Genomic DNA, 21904 nt, shown 5'->3' with positions numbered 1-21904 from the left:
GCCTTTTTGTGTTCAAAGCAATGCTATCAAATTACTTGATTAGGCCAGCTTCTTTGTAGTATTTCGCCGCGCCTGGGTGAAGTGGTGCAGACAGGCCGTCAGAAACCATTTCTTCTTTTTTCAGGTTTGCGAAAGCTGGGTGTAGACGACGGAAGTCATCAAAGTTTTCAAACACAGCTTTAACCACGTTGTAGATCACTTCGTCTGGTACTTCTGATGAAGAAACAAATGTTGCGCCTACACCGAAAGTGCTTACGTCGCCGTCGTTACCACGGTACATGCCACCAGGAATGGTTGCAGAACGGTAGTAATCGTTGTCAGAAACAAGTTTCTGAGACGCAGTGTTGTTTACTTCTACCACGACGCTATCACACGCTGTGGTTGCTTCTTGAATCGCACCACTTGGGTGGCCAACGGTGTAAACCATGGCGTCGATTTTGTTATCACACAGTGCTTTAGACTGTTCTGCTGCTTTCAGCTCAGAGACTTGTTTAAAGTCATCCATTGTCCAACCCATTCCATCCATCAGCACTTCAATCGTACCGCGCTGACCTGAACCAGGGTTACCGATGTTTACGCGCTTACCTTTAAGGTCGTCAAACGTTTTGATGCCTGCGTCTGCACGAGCAACAACGGTGAACGGTTCTGGGTGAACAGAGAAGACAGCACGTAGATCTTTGTATGCGCCTTGGTCTTTAAATTTGCTTGAACCATTGTATGCATGGAACTGCCAATCAGACTGGGCGATACCCATGTCTAGCTCGCCAGCGCGAATTGTGTTGATGTTGTAGATTGAGCCGCCCGTTGATTCAACTGAACAGCGGATACCGTGCTCTTTCTTAGACTTGTTAACTAAACGACAAATTGCACCACCAGTTGGGTAGTACACACCAGTGACACCACCAGTACCGATAGTCACAAACTGATTAGCCTGTGCAGGCACGGCGGTTAAAGCAGCAGCAAAGCTCATTGCGGCCAGTGTTGGTTTTAACGCTTTCATGCTTTATTTTCCTTGTCTACGATGTGATTGCTAACGCGGCGCGAATCCGCTTGTTATTAAACTGTAATATTATTTGCGATGAAATTATCCAATAGTTATAAATTCGATCGCAAGAGATACAGTTCACGAATCAAAACTACAAAAGATATTTTTCCTTAGGTCTTCTACAGAGTTGATATATAAACCCATGTTTTGAGACAAAACAGAAATTTGTTGGACAAGCTCTGCATTGTTTTCCGCATGATGTCCTATTAAATTCATTAGATTATTTTCAAACCCCACTCGAACATCCGCACCTAATGACATGGCTGCACTTAAGCACTGATGTTCATGGTGACCAAAAGCACATGTTGCCCATGAAATCCCCATATCAGAGAGGCGTTTAATGTCGAAATCGAGTAAATCTCTCGGTGCTGACAACATGCCTTTTTTGTACTTTCCTAGTACCAATAGTAGGTGATGACCGACGTTTGGCAAAATGTTGTCATTAAGCATTTGAAAATATAAAGATAAATCTGCTGCATCATACAAAATATATTGCACATAGATTTTGCGCTCAGCGAGCTCGAAAAAGAAGCGACTAGCCTCTTTTTCAAAGCTAGCATTCGGGCGAAGCTCTCGAAGTGCGAGTGATACGGCTTCTGGTTCAGTGCCTCTGACCAGCGCCATTTGCTCGTCAGGTTGGTACAGGCCAACCGCTTCGGTTGTTTGCTGGATCACTAAACGAGAATCAAAGCGTGCTCGAATCTCTGTGAGCCATTCACGGTTTAATCCAACGTCAAGCGAGTGGTTACCTTTCGCGTCTCGAACATGCATATGGGCCATTGCCGCACCTGCATCGGCACATTGTGTCAAACATGCGCTCATTTCATCGATCGTAAGAGGGAGCTGTCCATGCTCATCCTTGCCTCGTCGCGCGCCATTCGGCGCGACAATAATGGTTCTTCCTAAATGCACGACTAGTCCTTATGCAAATACATTACGCAAATACGTGGCCCATGGTGACGCTGAGTCGACGTACGAGTTCATCAATTTCATTGTCAGTAATGATGAATGGTGGTGCCAACAGTATGTGGTGTCCATTTACTCCATCCAATGTGCCGCCCATGGGATAACACATGAGTCCATTTTCCATGGCTGTTTTCTTCATTTGCTGGTGGAGCGGGCGGTCGGGCGAGAATGGTTGCTTACTTGCTTTGTCTTGCACCAATTCAATCCCAAGGAATAGGCCGCGTCCACGAATGTCGCCAACAAATGGATGAGAGCCGAACGCATTGTTTAACTGTTTGACTAAGTATTGACCCTTTTCTGTCACTTCTGCCAGTGCGCCAGCCTCTAACGCATCTAATGTCGCGCAAGCTGCGGCACATGCTAGAGGGTGAGCCATAAAGGTATGACCATGCTGAAAGTAACCTGTCCCTTGTGAAATGGCATCGTAAATTTTATCGCGGATCATCACGGCGCCAATGGGCTGATAACCCGCCGCCAATCCTTTGGCTAGTGTCACGAGATCGGGCACGATATCTTCTTGCTCGTAAGCAAAATAAGTTCCAGTTCTGCCGCAGCCGCACATCACTTCATCAAGAATGAGCAGCACGCCATACTTATCGCATATCTCACGGATACGCTTAAAGTACCCTTTCTCCGCCACTAACGCGCCCGCAGTCGCGCCGACCACAGGCTCGGCGACAAAAGCAATGACGGTTTCAGGCCCAACAGCGAGTAATCGCTCTTCCAATTCATTCGCAACACGCTGCCCGTATTCAAAGTGACTTTCATCTGCTCGCTTGTCACGATAGGCATAGCAAGGTGCAATGAGTTCACCATTTTGTAGCAATGGCGCGAAGGGCTCTTTACGCCACATGTTTCCGCCTACACCTAGCGCCCCTAAGGTATTGCCGTGATAACTTTGTCTTCTTGCGATAAAGCGCGTACGTGACGTTTCGCCTTTTTCAATGAAGTATTGGCGAGCCATTTTCAGCGCGGCTTCAACGGCTTCAGAGCCACCGCTGACCAGATAAACATGATTGAGATCGCCTGGGGCTTTGTCGGCCAATCGTTCGGCGAGTTCTTCGGCTACCGAAGAGGTAAAAAATCCCGTATGCGCATATGGAATGGCAACGAGTTGTTTTTGAATCGCTCCCAAGACCCCTTGGTGGCTATGCCCTAAACATGACACTGCGGCGCCACCGCAACCATCAAGGTATTGTTTTCCGTTGCTATCCATAAGAAATACACCTTCACCTCCTGTTACTAAAGGAAGCTTAGAGTGACAATGGCGTTGCAGTATGTGTGTCATTGTTTATTCAATCCGCTGCGTAGTCGACGATGTGTTAACTTCTCCTTTCAGTATTAGCGGGTTGGAAATTGAACAGCAAACGATATAAATTCAAAGGGTATTCCAAAATTTCATACTAGAAGTGAAAGGTGACAATGATGTCCATGCCGATACCACCAATGAAAACACTACGAACCTTTACGGTGGTGGCCCAGACACTGAGCTTTTCCATGGCTGGAAAGCGACTAAACCTGACTCAGAGTGCGATCAGTAAGCAGATCCTTCACTTGGAAGAAATCATGGGGTGCGCCTTGTTTGAACGAAGTGGTGGGAAAGTCGAATTGACGGAAGCAGGGCGTCGATACCTACCTTCGGTGGTTGAAGCATTGGAGAACCTTCAGCATGCGACATCCACCATCATGCAATCTTCTGAAACCAAAACTCGCGTGGAGATATCGGTTCCGCCCTCATTGGCGAGTATGTGGTTAATTCCTCGGTTGAACGCCTTTCGTGCCCAGCATCCTAATATCGAATTGGGTGTTAAGGCGAGCGTGACGGCGGACACGCAAAATTACTATCAAGGGGATATTGCAATTCATTGCTTGCCGCTTTCCACCCAAGATGAAGAGGCGGAATTGCTCATTCGAGAAAGGTTACGTTTGGTGGTGAATCCCAGCCAAGTGCCTTCTGAAATTTCGCATATCGATGAGTTGCTCTCATTACCCTCAATTAGCCACATTACCCGACCTCAGATCTGGAATCAGTTTTGGCACCATTACGCCGTGGCTCCGAGCGGTCCGACGTATGGCACAGGGTTCGAACACTTCTACATGGCGCTTGAAGCAGTTAGGCACGAACAAGGGATGGCGTTAATTCCCGACTTTTTGCTTCATGATTATTTGGATAACGACGTGATAAGTAACCCTCTGGCATTGCGTTTTGACAGCGCATACGGTTATTTTTTGTTTAGCCATGGTTATAAACGAAGGTTAGGACCCGTCAAACAAGTAATTGACTGGTTGAAACGTGAAGTAATAAGACCAAGATGCAACCCTTCCCTGCGCCGATAAACGTTGAGAGAATGGACATTTTCGCGGCAAACGCGTATAAACCGCACTCCATGATGACCACTCAAAAGACTGAGCGATTTAGTATGACAACAACATCCCCAGCATCAGAAAGCTATCAACAACGCTTTGGCGGCACACGTCGCTTATACGGCGCGACAGAGCTTGAGATATTAAGGCAAGCTCACGTCTGTGTGATTGGCATTGGTGGTGTTGGTTCTTGGGCGGCAGAAGCATTGGCACGCAGTGGTGTGGGCGCATTGACGTTGATTGATATGGATGACATTTGCGTGACGAACGTGAACCGTCAAATCCATGCAATGGCTGGAACGATTGGTCAAAGCAAGATTGAAGTCATGGCGGATCGAGTGCGTGCGATCAACCCGGATTGTCAGATTAACCTGATTGATGATTTCATCTCGGAAGACAACATTCCTGAGTACATCACCAAAGACTTTGACTACGTGTTAGATGCAATTGATAGCATCAAGCCTAAAACAGCCTTGATTGCATACTGTAAGCGCAACAAGATAAAAATCATCACTGTGGGTGGTGCTGGTGGTCAGATCGACCCAACACAGATTCAAGTTGCGGACCTAACGAAAACCATTCAAGACCCTTTGGCTGCGAAATTGCGAAATAACCTGCGTCGTTTCCATAATTTCACCAAGACCCAAGGTCGCAAGTTTGGCATTGATTGTGTGTTCTCTACCGAACAGCTCAAGTACCCTCAGCCAGATGGTAGTGTGTGTGAAACGAAAGCAAGCGCAGAAGGGCCAAAACGAATGGATTGTGCGAGCGGCTTTGGCGCTGCCACCATGGTCACAGCTACTTTTGGTTTTGTCGCGGTATCACGCATTATTGCGAAGTTAACGGCTAACGCGTCAGCTAAGTCATAGCAGTAAGTATGATTCCAGCGAAACTATGCTGACTCGAAATCAAAAAAAAGGCCACAACGTGGCCTTTTTTGATCTGAATGGTAATGCAGAACTATGCTTCAGCTTTAGACGGTGCTTCTGATGTTTCTTCAGATTCGCTTTTAACAGCAATAGGCAGCACTTGTTTAACGTAGTCGCCAGGCGCTACCGTCAAAACAGGGAAGTTGTCAGATCCAGCTTTGTAAGGCTCAACCTTCTCTTTCGGGCTGTATGCTTCCAGCCACTTATCCCAATGTGACCACCAAGAACCTGTGTTGTGCTGAGCAGAGTCAAACCACTCATCGGCAGATTCGCTCAGTTCATCATTAACCCAGTAACCATACTTACCTTTCGCAGGGTGGTTCACAATACCAGCGATGTGGCCTGATTCACCAAGCACGAAGGTTTTATTGCCACTGACGTTGAGCGCACCACGGTAGGTGCCTTGCCATAGAGCAATATGGTCTTCTTTAGCAGAGATAAAGTAGGTAGGGATTTTGATTTTGTTCAAATCAATCCACACGCCACCCACTTTAACGCCTTTATCTTCAACCAAACGGTTCTTCAGATATAGCTCGCGTAGCATGAAGTTGTGCGTTGCCGCGGCAACGTTCGTGCTATCACTGTTCCAGTAAAGGAGGTCAAAATCGACAGGGCTGTTGCCCTTGAGGTAATTGTCGACATAGTAATTCCAGTACAGGCTGTTTTCGCGAAGTAAACTGAATGTCACGCTCAATGAGCGTCCGTCCATGTATCCGCGAGCATTGTTTTGTAGTTCAATTGCGCTAACTAGATTTTCGTTAACGTAAGCGCCTACTTCGCCCGGCTGTGCGAAATCAAGCAGGGTAGTAAAGAAAGACGCAGATTTAATACGTGCTTTCATTCGCTTAGCAGCATAGTAGGCAATGGTTGAAGCCAGCACTGTGCCGCCAATACAATAACCTGCAGCATTAATTTGTGATTGACCGGTAATGTCTTCGATGGCGCTAACGGCTTTCACCACGCCTTCAGTGACATAATCACCAAACTCGACATCACGCTGCTCAATGCCAGGATTACGCCAAGACATCATGAATACCGTGTGGCCTTGCTCGACAAGCCAGCGCATCATGGAATTCTTCTCACGAAGATCCAAAATGTAGTATTTGTTGATAAACGGCGGAACGATCAACAGTGGTGTCGCATTGACTTTTTCTGTTGTAGGACGGTACTGGATCAGTTCAAAAAGTTCATTTTTATAAACAACATCGCCAGGTGTGTTTGCCACATCCTCACCAATGCGGAACGCATTGTTGTTGGTCATTCTAACTTTGAGAATGTCTGAGCTAGATTCTAAGTCTTCTTGTAATTGTTGAAGACCTTTCACTAAGTTCTCACCATTTTGTTCCAAGGTGAGTTTTAGTAGCTCTGGGTTTGTTCCCACAAAGTTGCTAGGTGACATGGCATTGATTGCTTGGCGAGAAAAGAACGTCAAACGTTCTTTGGCTTTTTCGTCCAAGCCTTCAACGGCGTTGATGGTTTCTAAATATGTGCGGCCAAAAAGTAGGTAAGATTGTTTGATGAAGTTATAAAACATCTCATCTTGCCAGCTTTCATCTTGGAATCGTTTGTCGTCTTTTTCTGGAGCGACAACATTGGCTTTGTTAGCGGCAAGCGCCACGTTTTGCCAGATTTCCATTTGTTTTTCCCACCACTGCATTTGAATTTGCAGCATCGCGGCAGGTTGGCTTGAAGCGCCCTCAAGAAGCTTAGCGGTATCTTCCATACTCTGCTCTTGCATCGCTTTATTTAAGGGGGTGTTTGTGGCTGCCTTGCCTTGCTCGAGATCCTTCCACCATTGCTGGTTGCTATCTTGGAGTTTTTCAAGGTAGTCCGAGAAGAAGTTCTGATACATGTGTAAACCCTCTTGATCGGAAACAACCCGCCTTCAAGAGAAGAAGGCGGGTTGGTGACCTTATTTAAGCTGGAGTAACGGCTTTTACATTTTCAGCAGTTAGTTGCTCAAGGTCATCTTTGAACTCTTTAGCAAGAGATTGCAGCTTGTTGCTGTCGTCCATCATTTGCTGAGACAGTTTCGTCAGTGCAGCAACTTGCTGGCCGCCAAATGCAGTTAGAGAAGTTACATCAGTAACGCCGCTTGCTGCTTTAACTTGAGCTAGGCCCATTTCGCTGTAAGTTTTTACTGCGCTAAGTTGAAGCTCAGTGAGTGTTTCAACGTTTTTAGCAACCAGTTTGTTGAACTTAACGTAAGGTGCCATTGTTTTTTCAGTTTGCTCTGAGAATGCTTTAAACATATCTGTGTACATGGTGTTTCTCCTGAGTATATTAATTAGATCCAAGGGGGTAACTTAATCGACTTAGCTATTGGCACGCTTCACGACAACTGCCGTTCCCATGCCGCCACCGATACAGAGTGAAGCCACACCGTATGTGCCTTCGCGTTTTTCTAACTCGTGAATCAATGAAACCAAAATACGGTTACCTGATGCACCTAGCGGGTGACCCAACGCAATTGCGCCACCATTAACATTTGCCTTTTCCAAAATGGCATCAGGGCTGATGTTGTGTGTGTCAGCCAGTTGGTGAACCACACCTAGAGCCTGAGCGGCAAAGGCTTCGTTGAGTTCAAACAGATCCATATCGGAAATCGATAGCTCTGCTTTTTTCAGAGCTTCGGTTACAGCACCCACTGGGCCTAAGCCCATAATTTTTGGATCTAACCCAACTTGCGCGTAGCTGGTAATTTCTGCCAATGGCGTTAGACCATGACGTTTGACCGCAGCTTCAGAAGCGACGATAACGGCACTAGCACCATCGTTCAGACCTGACGCGTTACCTGCAGTAACAGAACCTTCACGGTTAAATGCTGGGCGCAACTTGCCCAGACCTTCTTGAGTGCAGTCTGCTTTAGGGTATTCATCAGTATCAAAAGAAACAGTTTGGCGACGTTGCTTCACTTCAACAGGAACGATTTCATCTTTGAATCGACCCGCTTCAATCGCAGCGACGGCTTTCTGTTGGCTTTGTTGAGCGTAAGCGTCTTGCTGCTCGCGGCTTAAACCGACAAGTTCAGCAACGTTTTCAGCGGTTACGCCCATGTGGAATCGGTTGTAAACATCGGTAAGACCATCGTTGATCAAAAGGTCTTTCAAACCGATATCACCCATTTTTTGGCCGCCGCGCAGAGAGCCTGATGCAGCGAATGGGATTTGAGACATGTTTTCAACACCAGCAGCAACAACAACATCTGCATCACCGCAGCGGATGTGAGCAACCGCGTCCATTACCGCTTTCATGCCACTGCCACATACCATGTTGATAGCATACGCAGGTACGGTTTCAGGTAAGCCTGCAAAGATAGCTGCTTGACGACCGATGCCCATGCCTTGGCCTGCACTAACAACATTACCAAGGATGACTTCATTGACGGCATCAGGTGCAACATTGCCAGCTTCTAGCGCGCCTTTGATAGCGACGGCTGCTAGTTGACCTGCGGCAGTATCTTTTAGTGAACCTGTGAATGCGCCAATCGCCGTGCGTTTGGCGGCAACGATATACACTTTTTCCATGTTAACTCTTTCCTTTTTTTTACACGTAGCTCGTCTTGATGAACAAGACTTAGTGCATGTACAAGCCGCCGTTGACGGACAGTGTTTCCCCAGTGATATACGCACCTGCATCACTTGCAAGATACGCGACTGCTTCCGCGATTTCTTCTGGGCGAGCCAGACGCTTCATCGGAATCTCACTTTTGATAGATTCCAGCACTTCTTCGCGCATCGCTTCTACCATTGGGGTTGCTGTGTAACCAGGAGCGACAACGTTTGCCGTTACGCCATAACGCGCACCTTCCATTGCTAACGCTTTGGTGAAACCAATCATGCCTGCTTTGGCAGCAGAGTAGTTGGTTTGACCAAATTGACCTTTCAGTCCGTTAACCGAGGAGATGTTGACGACGCGACAACCGCCTTTTTCGCACATGGCAGCAAAAAGAGGTTGAGTAACATTGAACAGGCTGTTCAGGTTAGTGTCGATAACTGACTGCCAGTTTTCCGCAGCCATTTTCTTGAAAAGACCATCACGAGTGATACCCGCGTTGTTTACAACAACATCGATAGTCCCTTCTTCTGACAAAAGGGTAGGAAGACGTTCTGCGCATTCGGCAGTGTTTGTAACGTCTAATTCGAAAAGGCGCACTTGATCAGAAGAGAATTTTTTCTCGTCAAACCATTGCTCGGCACATTGTAGATTTCCCGTGAAGTAAGTGGCAATCACACGATAACCCTCACCTACTAGTTTCTCTGTGATCGCTGAGCCGATACCACCTTTTGAACCGGTGATTAGCGCGAGTTTCTTCATTGGTGACTCCATTCTTAACAACAAGCAATTTAAATATGACCCCTGTAACTGCATTTGGAAGTCCAAAAATACAGGCACCGTTAATTTTTTAGTATTAGCGCGTAAGGGTTGAGGCTAGGGAAACTCAACTAGTCTCGGTAGAACATTAATTTATTATTATGATGGTTTTATGACCACTGGGTTCAAAGATATACAATCTTTTGAGTAAGGCAAAACGAATAGGGGGAGAATTACAAAAACAAGATCTGGATCCACAATAAAGCACCAAAAGTTAACGTTATGTTAATTTTTGGTTTGTGGTTTGATCTTGATTAAATTAAATTTGAAAAATACACTATTTTTTGGTTCGAGCGCATTGGTATTTAGCTGTTCAATTAATCGACGCTACTGTTTAAAACAAAAGCAATTCAAGTTAAGAAAGAAAGCCACTAATGCGCAAGTTAAATATCGGAATTATCGACTGAAGTCTCAGCTTTAATAAGTGTATTGTACGGTAAGGTGGTCATGTAACGTGGTGAAATGAATAAGAAATTAAGGAGTCAGAAAGGCTCTAAATGTGCTTTATTTGGTCAATAATTGCTCTAATTCCGTTATTTCGAGAGGGGCTGAGATGATCAAGTAAATACATTTCTTCGAAGTATTTTTCGAAATTAAATGCCATTAACTCTTCCTGTGTTTTTCCCTCTGAAGCGGCCAATATTAACGCTAACAATCCTTTAACAATGCGCGCATCTGAATCTGCTGCAAACTGGTAAGAGTTGTTGTCATTTTTCCAAATTAACCACACATTACTCTCGCAGCCAGAGACCGGAATACTTTTCGATTTAAGGCTCTCTTCCAGACTAGGAAGACGTTTACCTAGTTGAATAATGAGACGATATTTGTCTTCCCAGCTACGGCAGCTTTTCATGCTATCAATAATATCTGCTGTGGTAATTTCAGTGCCAAAAGGGTGTGCTGGAAAAGTAGTCATAATCTTTGTTCTTTCTCAAAGTAAGTCACAGGCTTTTTGAATGGCTGCAATGCAGCGCTCAATGTCATCGGCGGTATTATACAAAGCGATCGAGATGCGCACACAGCCATTTAGGCGGAGTGCATCCATCAGCGGATGCGCACAGTGTTGCCCTGAGCGCACAGCGATGCCTTGTTGATCAAGTAAGGTCGCAATATCGGAGTGGTGTACGCCTTCAACGTGAAATGCCACAACACTAGCGCCTTGTTGCAATCCAATGAGTGACAGATCATCGATGTCTCTGATGCCATTGATCAACTGTGACTGAAGCGAGGCTATATGCTGTTCTGCGCCTTTACGGTCAAGTTTGTTAACCCAATTGATCGCTTCGGCGAGCGCAAGAGCGCCAGCAACGTTTGGCGTACCTGCTTCAAACTTCGCTGATGACGTGACATAGGTGGTTCCGTCGAATGACACATTTTCGACCATTTTTCCGCCCCCATGCCAAGGAGGCATGGCTTCAAGCAGGGCGGGTTTGCCATATAGCGCGCCAATGCCCGCAGGAGCAAAGAGCTTGTGGCCTGAAAAGACGTAGAAATCCGCATCCAACTCGTTGATGCAAACTTGTTCATGCACCACTGCCTGCGAGCCATCAACCACCACAATAGCACCGTTAGCATGGGCTTTTTCAATGATGTTCTCGATGGGGTTACGCGTGCCGGTAACGTTGCTGACATGTGCAATGGCGATGATCTTTGTCTTTTGATTAAGCAGTGTGTCAAATGCAGATAGGTCGAGTTGGCAGGTTTCGGGGTCGACTGGCCATTTTACTACTTTTGCTCCGGTCTGCTCCGCGACCATTTGCCAAGGAACAATATTGGCGTGATGTTCCATTTCGCTGACAAGAATCTCGTCACCTTCTTGAAGCGTTTGTCTGGCATAGCTTTGGGCAATGAGGTTGAGTGCTTCCGTTGCTCCGCGTGTCCAAACGATGCCCTTCACTGATGCACCAATAAAATCTGCAACGGTTTGTCTTGCCGCTTCAAAACGTTGTGTTGCTGAAGCCGTTAACGAATGCGAGCCGCGATGAACATTTGCATTTGCGCCTGAATAATAATCATTGATGCATTGGATGACGGACAACGGTTTCTGCGAAGTGGCTGCACTGTCGAGATACACCAATGGTTGTCCATGGATGCGCTGGTCTAGCGAAGGGAAATCGCGGCGAATGGCATCAACATCAAAAGGTTGGGTCATCATTATTTAGGCGTCATGTTGTTGAGTTTGTTATCGGGTAGGAATGATCGCTTTTCTGTCACATGAACTCAAGTGAAAGTGCGTGCGCAGCAGTCCGGAACAGTCTGCGCTCGACGCAGATCTTTAGCGCAGAGACGCGCTATTGAAAGGCAGTTAGTGAACGTTTGATAACAAATGGGCAAAAAAAAGCACCGAGTGAAATGCTCAGTGCGACGATAATCTAGTTGATAGATAAAGGTAAAAATACGGCAAGATGTTATTACCGAGACTCGGCTGAGGCCGAAATATGCAAACACAACATCGCAACCATAGTATTGAACGAACGTAGGGAGCGTTAATCCTAGGGCGCGGCTGCACTATAGGTTTTATGGGGTGACAGAACAATGGACATTTTGTAATGTAGTGCATTAGAAAAACTTATCAATTTAGGGCGAGAAATGGCCAGACGTTTACCACCTTTAAACGCATTGCGTGTGTTTGAAGCAGCTGCGAGGCACTTAAGCTTCACGCGTGCTGCTGAAGAGTTGTTTGTCACGCAAGCTGCTGTTAGTCATCAGATAAAATCATTGGAAGAGTTTCTCGGCCTAAAACTTTTCAGGCGTCGTAATCGCTCTTTATTGTTGACTGAAGAAGGGCAAAGCTACTTTCTCGACATTAAAGATATTTTTGTGTCTCTGGCTGATGCGACTGATCGCGTTTTGGAGCGAGGAGCCAAAGGGGCGCTGACCATCAGCTTGCCGCCGAGCTTTGCGATTCAATGGTTAGTGCCGCGCTTATCGGATTTTAACCAAGCGCACCCTGAAATTGATGTGCGTATCAAAGCGGTCGACATGGAAGATGGTTCTCTCACTGATGATGTGGATGTCGCCATCTATTATGGACGGGGAAATTGGCCAGGATTACGTTGCGATGAACTTTACCCTGAGTTTCTTCTGCCTGTGTGCAGCCCAGCCGTCATTCATAGCGATAAACCGCTCAACACGCTCGCCGATCTTAAGCATCACACCTTGCTTCACGATCGTTCTAGGCGAGATTGGACGACGTATGCCAAACACTATCAGATTACTGATATTAATCTTAACTATGGTCCTATTTTTAGTCACTCGGCGATGGTGCTTCAAGCCGCGGCCCTTGGGCAGGGGATTGCACTAAGTAACAATGTGCTGGCTCAGCCTGAACTTGAGTCAGGGCGATTGGTGTGTCCGTTCGAGCATTTCTTAATGAGTAAAAACGCCTTTTATTTGGTGAGTCAGCAAAAGGATGCCGATTCGGGGCGCATTACCGCGTTTCGTGATTGGGTGCTCGCTAAAGCCGCCGCAGAACAGGAGCAAATTTCGGCATGAATAATGTAATCATTGATGGCCCTGAACAGGCTGAACTGACCTTTATCTTTGCACATGGCGCGGGTGCCGATATGCACCATGAATTTATGGAAGCGGTGGCTAAGCAAGTCGCTAATCAGGGCATTCGGGTCGTGAGGTTTAATTTTCCATATATGATCAAACGCGCTGAAGATGGGAAACGACGACCACCAGATCGCGCGCCGAAATTACTTGAAGCATTCACGGAAGTGGTTGAACGTTTTGGGCGTGGAAAAACGATCATCGGTGGAAAGTCTATGGGCGGGCGCATGGCAAGCCACTTAGAAACGCTCGATGTTCAAGGCATCGTGTGTCTAGGCTTTCCGTTTCATCCTCCCGGCAAACCTGAAAAAGACAAAGGTGAGCACTTGGCGTCAATGACAAAGCCAACGCTTATTTTGCAAGGGGAGCGCGATACGTTCGGCAACCGCAGTGAACTTGAGAGTTATCCGTTCTCTGATGCCGTTAGATTGACCTTTGTGCCTGATGGCGACCACAGTTTTAAGCCACGAAAAGCATCCGGTTACACAGAGGTGGGTAATCGCCAGCTTGCTGCAGAACACATTGTTAGCTTTGTGCGAGAGGTGTGCCAATGAAGGGGAATCAGCTTGCGGCTTTGGGCTGTGTGTTGGCTGGTGTCGCAGTGGCATTGGGGGCATTTGCGGCCCATGGGTTAAAGTCGCATGTCACACCTTATGCACTCTCCATTATCGAAAAGGGCGTCCAATATCAGTTTTGGCATTCACTGGCGCTCATTGCTATTGGACTTTGGCTTTATGTCGCACCTCAGCGTTCGCTGCAAATAGCGGGAGGGTTTATCGCAATTGGGATCCTTTGTTTTAGTGGCAGTTTGTATGGTCTAGCACTGACGGATTGGCGTTGGCTCTGGCCTGTTACGCCGATCGGTGGGTTGAGTTTTCTCATGGGCTGGGGAGTGGCAGCGTGGTCATTGTGGCGAAGTGCGAGTTAGGTGCGCTGAATCACGTTTTCTGAGGTATAATTGCGCGTTATTTTTACCACGGCATCTAAAGGCATCGTGTGAATCAGATTTTATTGTATTGCCGTCAAGGCTTTGAAAAAGAATGTGCGGGTGAGATTCAAGACAAAGCAACCGCTGTAGAAGTCTACGGTTTCCCTCGCGTTATCAAAAACGCTGGGTATGTATTGTTTGAATGCTACCAGCAAGGCGATGCAGAGAAACTGCTTCAAACGCTTCCTCTTAAATCGCTCATTTTTGCGCGTCAGATGGTTGCCGTTATTGAACAGCTATCCGATCTTGACCCAGGCGATCGTATTTCGCCTATTCTTGCACTCGGTGGTGAATTACCGAAGTGTGGTGATTTGCGTGTTGAAACGCCAGACACGAATGAAGGTAAAGATCTTCTTAAATTCTGTCGCAAGTTCACAGTGCCGCTTCGCCAAGCATTGCGCAAACGCGGCGTGTTGCTAGCCAAAGAAAACCCAAAACAACCTGTCTTGCACGTGTACTTCACGGCGCCAGGTTGCTGTTATGTAGGGTATTCGCTGAGCAACAATAACTCGCCACACTATATGGGTATTCACCGTCTGAAATTCCCATCAGAAGCCCCAAGTCGTTCAACACTGAAGTTGGAAGAAGCATTTCATGCGTTTATTCCGCGCGATGAGTGGGACGAACGAATTGCACCGGGAATGCGTGCAGTCGACCTTGGCGCGTGTCCGGGTGGCTGGACCTATCAGCTAGTGAAACGATCTATGTTTGTTCACGCGGTTGATAACGGCGCGATGGCTGAAAGCCTGATGGAAACGGGTCAAGTTAAGTACCACGCGGCTGACGGCTTTAAGTTTGAGCCACCACGTAAGAACATAACGTGGTTGGTCTGTGACATGATTGAGAAGCCTTACCGTGTCGCGCAGCTAATGGGTGAATGGATCATCGAACGCTGGGCGGTTGAGGCGATGTTCAATCTTAAATTGCCGATGAACCGTCGATACGAACAAGTGAAAGAAGATATCGATAACTTGAAAAAGTTCTTGATTGAAAACGGTGTGAAGTTTGAAATCCAAGCGAAGCACTTGTATCACGATCGTGAAGAAGTAACGGTACACCTTCGTCGTCTGAACTAAGGTTTCTAACGATTGTGGTCATGAGAAAACGGCAGCCCAAGGGCTGCCGTTTTTTATTGTCTGATGCTACTGCTACTGCTACTGCTACTGCTACTGCTACTGCTACTGCTGCTGCGAGCTGTCTAGGTGCAATTTGCTTGTTATGCGCTTGGCGTATAACGAATATCTTGAAGGTTGAAACCTAAAGCAATATCGGTTTTTAGCGTGGCGACTTGCTTGCAATGTTGGGCGAGTTCTTGGTTGCCTTCGAGCTTTTTCTGCCATTTGGGCTCGATATCATCAGCTGCAAAAATTTGCTCTAAGGTGTTGTAACGCTGCAACAAGGTTGCGGCCGTTTTAGGGCCAATCCCCGGTACACCCGACACGCCACTGGAGCTGATCCCTACTAGTCCCCAATAATCGACCAATTGAATCGGTAAGACCGTGAACTCTTTTTCAATGAAGGGGCTGTCTAGCCAACGCTGCTGGAAGTAATCGCGAATGCGCAGTGTCGGCTGAAGAAGCTGACAATAGCCTTTATCCGTGGAAACGATGGTGACTTGTCCGTTCTTGCTGGCGACTTTCACTGCCAGTGTTGCAATCATGTCATCAGCTTCATCGCCGGATGACAGCAGTGAATCGATACCCATGTCCCAAAACGCATCTTGAATGATGTTGAGCCCATCATGCAGGGGCTCAGGCATAGGCTTGCGGCCTTGCTTATATTCAGGGATTAATTCCGCGCGCCAACCTCTGTCTTGTTCTGTGTGATCAAAAACCGCCACCATATGAGTAGGTTCTGAAGAGCGAATGATTTTGTTCAGTGCTCGGCAACACACTTGCGCTGTTGAGGCGATATCATCAGGGTTTGGCTGGGCTGCGTGAACTCGACGAATAAGGTTCATGGCATCAATGATGACGAGATGGATAGACATGAGGTGTCCGCTAAATGAAAAATGGCCCAATAGGGCCATTCTAATTACTTGAGAGATAAATGAAAGGCTAACCGTTAGCGACCTCCATTCCCTTGAACGATTTCGTAGCAGGGCACATAGGCTGTTCCTGGTAACTTCATGCGTTGTTGTTCAACAAATCCTCGAAGCAGCTTATCCATCTTTTTCATCAAAATCGCATCGCCATTGATTTTGAATGGGCCATGGCGCTCAATCTCGCGGATCCCTTCTTCTTTCACGTTACCGGCGACAATGCCAGAGAAGGCTTGTCGAAGGGCGGACGCGAGAAGTTCAGGTCGTTGATTCAAGTGTAAGTCGAGGTTCGCCATGTTTTCGTGGTTAGGCTCGAATGGCAGTTGGAACTCAGGTGCAATTTTTAGTGACCAGTTGAACGAGTAAGCGTCTCCCGTTGACTGTCTATGCTCTTTGACCGCAGGCATACCCTGCTTGATGATGCGTGCAGCTTTCGCTGGGTCACCGACCACGATTTGATAATACTTGGTGGCCTCTTCGCCAATGACATCGCGAATAAATTCATCGATTACTCGGAAATAATCAGCGCTTTCTTTAGGGCCCGTCAGTACAACGGGCATTGGCTGACTGGCATTGTCTGGGTGCATCAGAATACCGAGTAAGTAGAGCAACTCTTCTGCCGTCCCTGCGCCACCGGGGAAAATTACGATGGCATGCCCCACACGCACAAACGCTTCGAGTCGTTTTTCAATATCCGGCATGATCACCAGTTCGTTAACGATAGGGTTGGGTGGCTCGGCGGCAATAATAGAAGGTTCGGTTAGCCCTAAGAAGCGGCTGCCAGTAACACGTTGTTTGGCGTGACCGATGGCTGCGCCTTTCATTGGGCCTTCCATGGCACCCGGTCCACAGCCGGTACAGATGTTAAGCTCGCGCAGCCCTAGTTCATGGCCGACTTCACGGGTGTATTGGTATTCAATGGAGTTGATAGAGTGACCGCCCCAACACACCACCAGATTCGGATCTTTACCCGGCACGAGGGCTTTCGCGTTACGCAAAATGTCGAAAATCAAATTGGTGATGTGGTTTGAATTCGTCAGATTGAAAATTTTGGCATGTTCGAGCTGTACGTTGACGTGGATGATGTCACGCAGCACCGAAAACATGTGTTCTTGAATGCCTCGAATGATTTTTCCATCCACAAACGCGTGGTCGGGTGGGTTGACCAATTCTAGCTTCACTCCGCGCTCACGTCGCATGACGCGAATGTTGAATGCTTTGTATTGCTCAAGAAGTTCTTTGGAACTGTCGGTATGGCTGCCGGAGTTAAGTACGGCGAGCGAGCAGTTACGATACAGGCGATATAAATCGCTCTGCGCGGTGTCTTTGAGTCTGTCGACCTCAAGCTGGGAAAGTAGATCCATTGCCCCGACTGGGCTGATATGAGTGATCATAGTCACCTCCTGTGCGAAGAAAACACACTGCCTAAAGAGAAAGGCTTTTTATAAGCATCATTTCATTCAATGAGTTATTGTTTTCAATGCTATAAAAATCAGTGTGTTAATTAACCATACACGCAGATATTTAGTTTAGCCAGTTTGGTGCAATAAAAGGGTGTGGCACAGTGAAGGGAGATTAGAGAGAACGAAGCAGGGTACTTTGAGCGGGTGGCGATGTTACTGAGTGAAACGAAGAAATAAGGAGACAGTTCAGGTGTTACATTAGGCCCATACTAGTTTGTTGCGACCATTGTGCTTGGCGTTGTAAAGCGCATTGTCTGCACGCTCGAGCACTTGGACTGTATTGTCGTTGTCTTTGAACATGCTTGCGCCGATAGAGACGGTTACAGATAGGCGTGTGTCTTTGAACTTGAAAGGGAGTCTTGCGATGGTTTCACGAACCTTGTTCAGCAATGACTTTCGTGTCTCTTCGTCGGCATCAGGTAACAATATGACAAATTCTTCACCGCCAAATCGTGCGATAAAATCGGTATCACGCAAGCATTGATGAATGGTTCTTGCGACGACTTTCAATACCTTGTCTCCGACGAGGTGACCGTATTGGTCGTTGACGCTTTTGAAGTGGTCAATGTCAATCATGGCGAGGCAGAACGGCGTTTCGTAGCGCATCCAGCAACGATATTCGTGTTCTAAGCGATCATCCAGTGCTGCGCGGTTATATACCTTGGTGAGCGGGTCGAGCAGGAGTTTGCGCTCTTGGTCACCTAAACGGCGGCGGTAGTCCATCGTTTGGCTGTAAAGCGCTTCAAGCTTTTGTTCGTTGTGCTGTAATTGTTCTAGCAGCTGTTGCTCGCGTTCTTCAAGCTCTTTGTTACGCGACACTAGTGAGGCTAGGTTCACCGATACTTGAGATAGGTTAGGACGCAGGTCTTCCAGCGACTCGGCGTCTCGAAGATGAGTTTGGATAGCTTCTATGGAAACTTCGAGCTCTTCGTTTATCGCGCTTCGTTGGGTCGAAATGGTTTGAGAGTTATCGATTGAGCGTCCGTTATGGCGCTGAACCACCGACAAATCTTCATTAAGCTGCGACAAAAAAGCCTGAGAGGCTTTGCGCTCGTGACGCGTACCGTCAAGTATGAGCTGAACCGACTCTAAGGTCAGTTCCAGTAAGGTTTGCGCTTCAGGTGCGAGCAGAAGTCGACTTCGAATGCTTAGTAAACGATCGCCTGCTTCTCCATCAAAATCCAGCTCAGTGATCAGGTGTTGCAATTCGCTGCACAATTGATTGATGCGATCGATATTGAGCAATTCTTTTGCAGATAACCCATTCGAAGGTAGCGCCAGAAGTTTGAGCGCGCGCTCATAAAGTTGAAGAAGCGCGACAATTTTATTGTTGTTGCCATGCTCTTGGGCATTGGGATTCATCAGCAGGTTGCGCAGGTCTCGTTTGAGCTGCGCAGGGAGCCCTGGTAAGCACTTTAGCGTTTCAGCACTTTGCTCAAACTGACATTCCAATGTGCCTTTGGCTTTCTCCATCGCTTGATTATGTCTGTTGACCATTCGCTCTACCAATGCAAGTTGAGGGATCAATCTGCTGACGTCGTCCTGACTGTCTAGCTCTCGTCGTATCTTTGATAACCGCTCATTGAGCAGCGGGTCTTCATGCGCCTGAGATGCGGCAATAAGGCGCGAAATCAGCCTTTTTAAGATCGTCGCTTCACGCCGCGATTTAAGAGCTAAATCACGGAATACCAGCTGAGAGTGCTGCAACTTTTCTTTCAGTGTGATGACGTCTTCATCTGACGAGAAGTTGGACATAAACTACGACTATATCTCCAAACCCCCGCCACATGCGCGTTTGCATCGACTTTGGGGCTGATAAATGAAAAACGCATGCGCGCGACCACTAGCTATAACGGTTTATTGCTTGTCTTATCAATAAATTGACGTCAGTTTTTATCAGATTCGTGAACCGTCTGCCAGTTAATCTCACCGTTTGCCGAAGTTTTGACCTTAAGCAACCCAGTACTTATGCCATCAAGACACGCTTGACGAACATTATTGTCGGCGAAACAAGCGGCAGGGGTCGAATCAATGGCGCTGATTTGGACCCATTGGCTGGTCAGCTCATTTTTACAGGCCTGGCGGGCCGCGCTGGTTGCCATCAGTAGAATGTCGATAAGTTCTTTGTCGTTGATGGAGGTAAATGCGCGAGGCAGAAAAGGGTAGTCTGCCATACCAACGCGAAGTCGATTATCCACGTCTTTAAGTCCAGCTTCTTGGACAAAATTATCAACTAATTGCTGAATTTTCGATGCGAGACGCTCTGGTGCATTGAGGGTTTCAGCATTGGGTTCAATGTAAATGAACATGGCATCAGAGAAGTGGTAAAGACGTGCGGGTTTGATGATGTGTGATTTTAAGAAATCACCCATCTGACGTTCTAATTCTAACCCTTGATGGTAGCCATGTTGGAGGTAGACAACCTTTAAGAAAGGGACTTCAAACATCGCAAAGCTGAGTTTATCGCTAAGGGGTTCATGGATCATTTCGCCCAGATACCATTGTTCGAAATGCGCGCTGGTTTTTGCCAGTGAGTTCGACAACCTATCATTGAGCATTCGCAAGTTGCGCAGACCGCTTCGAGGGTGGGTATAAAGTTCTTTTTGCAGATCTTGAAGTTGATTGAGTCGCACAGATGCAGCGCGATTTCTCAGCACTAAAACTAACAACAGGATACTTAAGCTTCCCAGTAGGAATAGGTTTATTTTCTTTTGTTCAACAATGGTTTGTGTATTCTCGGTATGCTGTTTTTGCATGTCGTCGAATTGAAGTTGTCGCTCGATAACGCGTTGGCTTTGCTTAAAGGATTCCGTTTCCTGATTACGGCGTTGGGTTTCATCACGTTGACTGATTTCGTCGTATCGGCGCTGGAAATACAAGGCATTTGGGTAGTCAGGCTTTTGTTCATAAGCGCGTGATAGCTGAGCTAGGCTGTCACGCTTGAGCGTATAGTTGTTGATGGCTGTCGCATGGTTTAAGGCCTGCTTTAATGCATCAATGGCGACATCCGTCTGCTGAGTTAATAATGCCTGCTCCCCTTTAACGATGAGGGCATGCGCCAGTACTTCCATGGCGTTGGCATTCTTAGCAAGTTTGATGGCGTCGTTGACATATTCCTTTGCTTGCGGATACCTGAGTAATTTGAGGTAAGTATTTGCTATCGCAACGTTAATGTCCGCGATTTGAACGTCGCGAGCCAACATTTTTTCTAGTTCTAGGGCGTTAAAGTAGTGAACGAGTGCAAAATTGTAGCGCCCTTGCTGGTGGTATAAACCTGCAAGTAGCGTTTGTGTTTCGGAGAGGCCGCATCTCAAATCATACTGTTCATAGAATTCAGCCGCTTGGTTGGCATGTTGAAGTGCTTTATCAAATGCCCCTTTTTGCTGATACAGCTTGGTCAATGCGATGTTGGCTTGGGCAATCTGCGCTGAAAAATCATTCTCACTGGCTTGCCAGTATGCACTGAGTAACTCGGATAAGGCACGCTCGTGAGATTGAATGCGGAGGAAGTAGTTCCCTAGCGCAATTTGGTATCGTACTTTGAGTTTTAAATCGGCATCTGCACCTAGTGCTTTTTGCGCTAATTCAAATTGAGCAAGGGTCTTTTGTTCATTTTCTTTTCCCTGCTCCTGTTCGGTCACAATAATGGCGTTCAGTAGCCTTGCTTCAAACGTTAGACGTTGAATACGGCTTGAATGCATGTCTGTGAATTCAGGGATTTTCGCAATCAGTGTCTGAAGCAGACTTTCCGCGGCTTTCGGGTCGTTGTTGAGCATCAGCAATAGCGACGTTTCGGCCAGAGTGACTTCAAGAAGCGCGCGTTTGAGGTGATGAGCCGTTGCCATCTCTTTCGCTAAAGCCAAAAACTTCCATGCTTCTTCGCGTTGCAGCAGAGTGCCATGCGCTTTGGCTGCGATTAAATAGGCATGCACAGTATTTAGGGGCGTGCGAATAGAGCGATCAGCTTCATTATTGCTATGTGGTCGGTTGGTCGTTTCCGCTAGTCGGCGCTGCATTAAGTAGCGTTCAGTGACTTGCAACGCTTGCCCTGGGGCTGTGTGCAGTAAGGCTTCTGCTTCCGTTAATATCGGCGTTGAATTAATGGTCGCGCTGGCAAAGTTGCTGATCAGCAGGGAAAGAAAAAGCAGTGCGGTTGTCAAAAATCGCATGATTAGCAGA

The 21904-nt window shown here is 47.1% G+C and carries 19 protein-coding genes; 6 read left to right on the top strand and 13 right to left on the bottom strand.

Annotated features, from left to right (window positions below; all coding sequences use genetic code 11):
• Positions 1–31 precede the first annotated feature (31 nt).
• The 3 genes from Q365_RS0116435 to Q365_RS0116425 all read right to left on the bottom strand — a co-directional run bounded on the left by Q365_RS0116435 (position 32) and on the right by Q365_RS0116425 (position 3299).
• Positions 32–1000: a TAXI family TRAP transporter solute-binding subunit gene (locus Q365_RS0116435; RefSeq protein WP_028024379.1), complete on the bottom strand. Its 969-nt coding sequence runs from the start codon at positions 998–1000 to the stop codon at positions 32–34.
• A gap of 123 nt (positions 1001–1123) precedes the next feature.
• Positions 1124–1957, bottom strand: coding sequence for a BKACE family enzyme (locus Q365_RS0116430; protein WP_028024378.1), 834 nt, complete (start codon positions 1955–1957; stop codon positions 1124–1126).
• A gap of 22 nt (positions 1958–1979) precedes the next feature.
• Entirely contained in the window at positions 1980–3299 is a 1320-nt protein-coding gene (locus Q365_RS0116425) for an aspartate aminotransferase family protein (protein WP_028024377.1), read from the bottom strand.
• Between the two features lie 137 nt (positions 3300–3436).
• Here Q365_RS0116425 and Q365_RS0116420 point away from each other — a divergent pair, with 137 nt between their 5' ends.
• A complete protein-coding gene (locus Q365_RS0116420) occupies positions 3437–4348 on the top strand; it encodes a LysR family transcriptional regulator (RefSeq protein WP_028024376.1) in 912 nt (303 codons plus the stop codon).
• A gap of 83 nt (positions 4349–4431) precedes the next feature.
• On the top strand, positions 4432–5244 hold the full coding sequence (tcdA, locus tag Q365_RS0116415; RefSeq protein WP_028024375.1) for a tRNA cyclic N6-threonylcarbamoyladenosine(37) synthase TcdA: 813 nt from the start codon (positions 4432–4434) through the stop codon (positions 5242–5244).
• 91 nt (positions 5245–5335) lie between these two features.
• On the opposite strand, the gene phaC is transcribed toward tcdA, so the two are convergent.
• The 6 genes from phaC to Q365_RS0116385 form a co-directional block, all read right to left on the bottom strand.
• Positions 5336–7156 carry a class I poly(R)-hydroxyalkanoic acid synthase gene (gene phaC, locus Q365_RS0116410; RefSeq protein ID WP_028024374.1) on the bottom strand — a complete coding sequence of 607 codons (1821 nt, stop codon included), beginning with the start codon at positions 7154–7156 and terminating at the stop codon, positions 5336–5338.
• A 64-nt stretch (positions 7157–7220) separates the two neighbouring features.
• The gene (locus Q365_RS0116405) at positions 7221–7568 is read right to left on the bottom strand and encodes a phasin family protein (protein ID WP_028024373.1); all 348 of its coding nucleotides are present in this window, start codon (positions 7566–7568) and stop codon (positions 7221–7223) included.
• A 51-nt stretch (positions 7569–7619) separates the two neighbouring features.
• Positions 7620–8831 carry an acetyl-CoA C-acetyltransferase gene (locus tag Q365_RS0116400; protein WP_028024372.1) on the bottom strand — a complete coding sequence of 404 codons (1212 nt, stop codon included), beginning with the start codon at positions 8829–8831 and terminating at the stop codon, positions 7620–7622.
• 49 nt (positions 8832–8880) lie between these two features.
• Positions 8881–9621, bottom strand: coding sequence for an SDR family oxidoreductase (locus Q365_RS0116395; RefSeq protein ID WP_028024371.1), 741 nt, complete (start codon positions 9619–9621; stop codon positions 8881–8883).
• 550 nt (positions 9622–10171) lie between these two features.
• Positions 10172–10594 carry a cysteine desulfurase sulfur acceptor subunit CsdE gene (csdE, locus tag Q365_RS0116390; RefSeq protein ID WP_028024370.1) on the bottom strand — a complete coding sequence of 141 codons (423 nt, stop codon included), beginning with the start codon at positions 10592–10594 and terminating at the stop codon, positions 10172–10174.
• A gap of 15 nt (positions 10595–10609) precedes the next feature.
• Positions 10610–11833: an aminotransferase class V-fold PLP-dependent enzyme gene (locus Q365_RS0116385; protein WP_028024369.1), complete on the bottom strand. Its 1224-nt coding sequence runs from the start codon at positions 11831–11833 to the stop codon at positions 10610–10612.
• A 434-nt stretch (positions 11834–12267) separates the two neighbouring features.
• On the opposite strand from Q365_RS0116385, the gene Q365_RS0116380 reads away from it, so the two are divergent.
• From Q365_RS0116380 to rlmM, 4 genes are all read left to right on the top strand, one after another.
• Entirely contained in the window at positions 12268–13173 is a 906-nt protein-coding gene (locus Q365_RS0116380; RefSeq protein WP_028024368.1) for a transcriptional regulator GcvA, read from the top strand.
• On the top strand, positions 13170–13787 hold the full coding sequence (locus tag Q365_RS0116375) for an alpha/beta family hydrolase (RefSeq protein ID WP_028024367.1): 618 nt from the start codon (positions 13170–13172) through the stop codon (positions 13785–13787). The genes Q365_RS0116380 and Q365_RS0116375 overlap by 4 nt, the downstream gene beginning before the upstream one ends.
• Positions 13784–14161, top strand: a complete 378-nt coding sequence (locus tag Q365_RS0116370; RefSeq protein WP_028024366.1) for a DUF423 domain-containing protein — start codon at positions 13784–13786, stop codon at positions 14159–14161. The genes Q365_RS0116375 and Q365_RS0116370 overlap by 4 nt, the downstream gene beginning before the upstream one ends.
• A 68-nt stretch (positions 14162–14229) precedes the next feature.
• Positions 14230–15297, top strand: a complete 1068-nt coding sequence (rlmM, locus tag Q365_RS0116365; protein ID WP_028024365.1) for a 23S rRNA (cytidine(2498)-2'-O)-methyltransferase RlmM — start codon at positions 14230–14232, stop codon at positions 15295–15297.
• Between the two features lie 140 nt (positions 15298–15437).
• Here the strand turns inward: rlmM and xni are convergent, their stop codons facing one another.
• The 4 genes from xni to Q365_RS0116345 all read right to left on the bottom strand — a co-directional run bounded on the left by xni (position 15438) and on the right by Q365_RS0116345 (position 21894).
• Positions 15438–16211, bottom strand: coding sequence for a flap endonuclease Xni (gene xni, locus Q365_RS0116360; protein WP_028024364.1), 774 nt, complete (start codon positions 16209–16211; stop codon positions 15438–15440).
• 74 nt (positions 16212–16285) lie between these two features.
• Entirely contained in the window at positions 16286–17656 is a 1371-nt protein-coding gene (gene ppnN, locus Q365_RS0116355) for a nucleotide 5'-monophosphate nucleosidase PpnN (RefSeq protein WP_028024363.1), read from the bottom strand.
• A 267-nt stretch (positions 17657–17923) separates the two neighbouring features.
• A complete protein-coding gene (locus tag Q365_RS0116350) occupies positions 17924–19480 on the bottom strand; it encodes a GGDEF domain-containing protein (RefSeq protein WP_028024362.1) in 1557 nt (518 codons plus the stop codon).
• Positions 19481–19611: 131 nt separating this feature from the next.
• Positions 19612–21894, bottom strand: coding sequence for a tetratricopeptide repeat protein (locus Q365_RS0116345; RefSeq protein ID WP_028024361.1), 2283 nt, complete (start codon positions 21892–21894; stop codon positions 19612–19614).
• Between the last annotated feature and the right edge of the window lie 10 nt (positions 21895–21904).

Source organism: Enterovibrio calviensis DSM 14347 (assembly GCF_000621165.1).
Classification (GTDB): domain Bacteria; phylum Pseudomonadota; class Gammaproteobacteria; order Enterobacterales; family Vibrionaceae; genus Enterovibrio; species Enterovibrio calviensis.
This window is presented reverse-complemented; position numbering and strand designations above follow the sequence as displayed.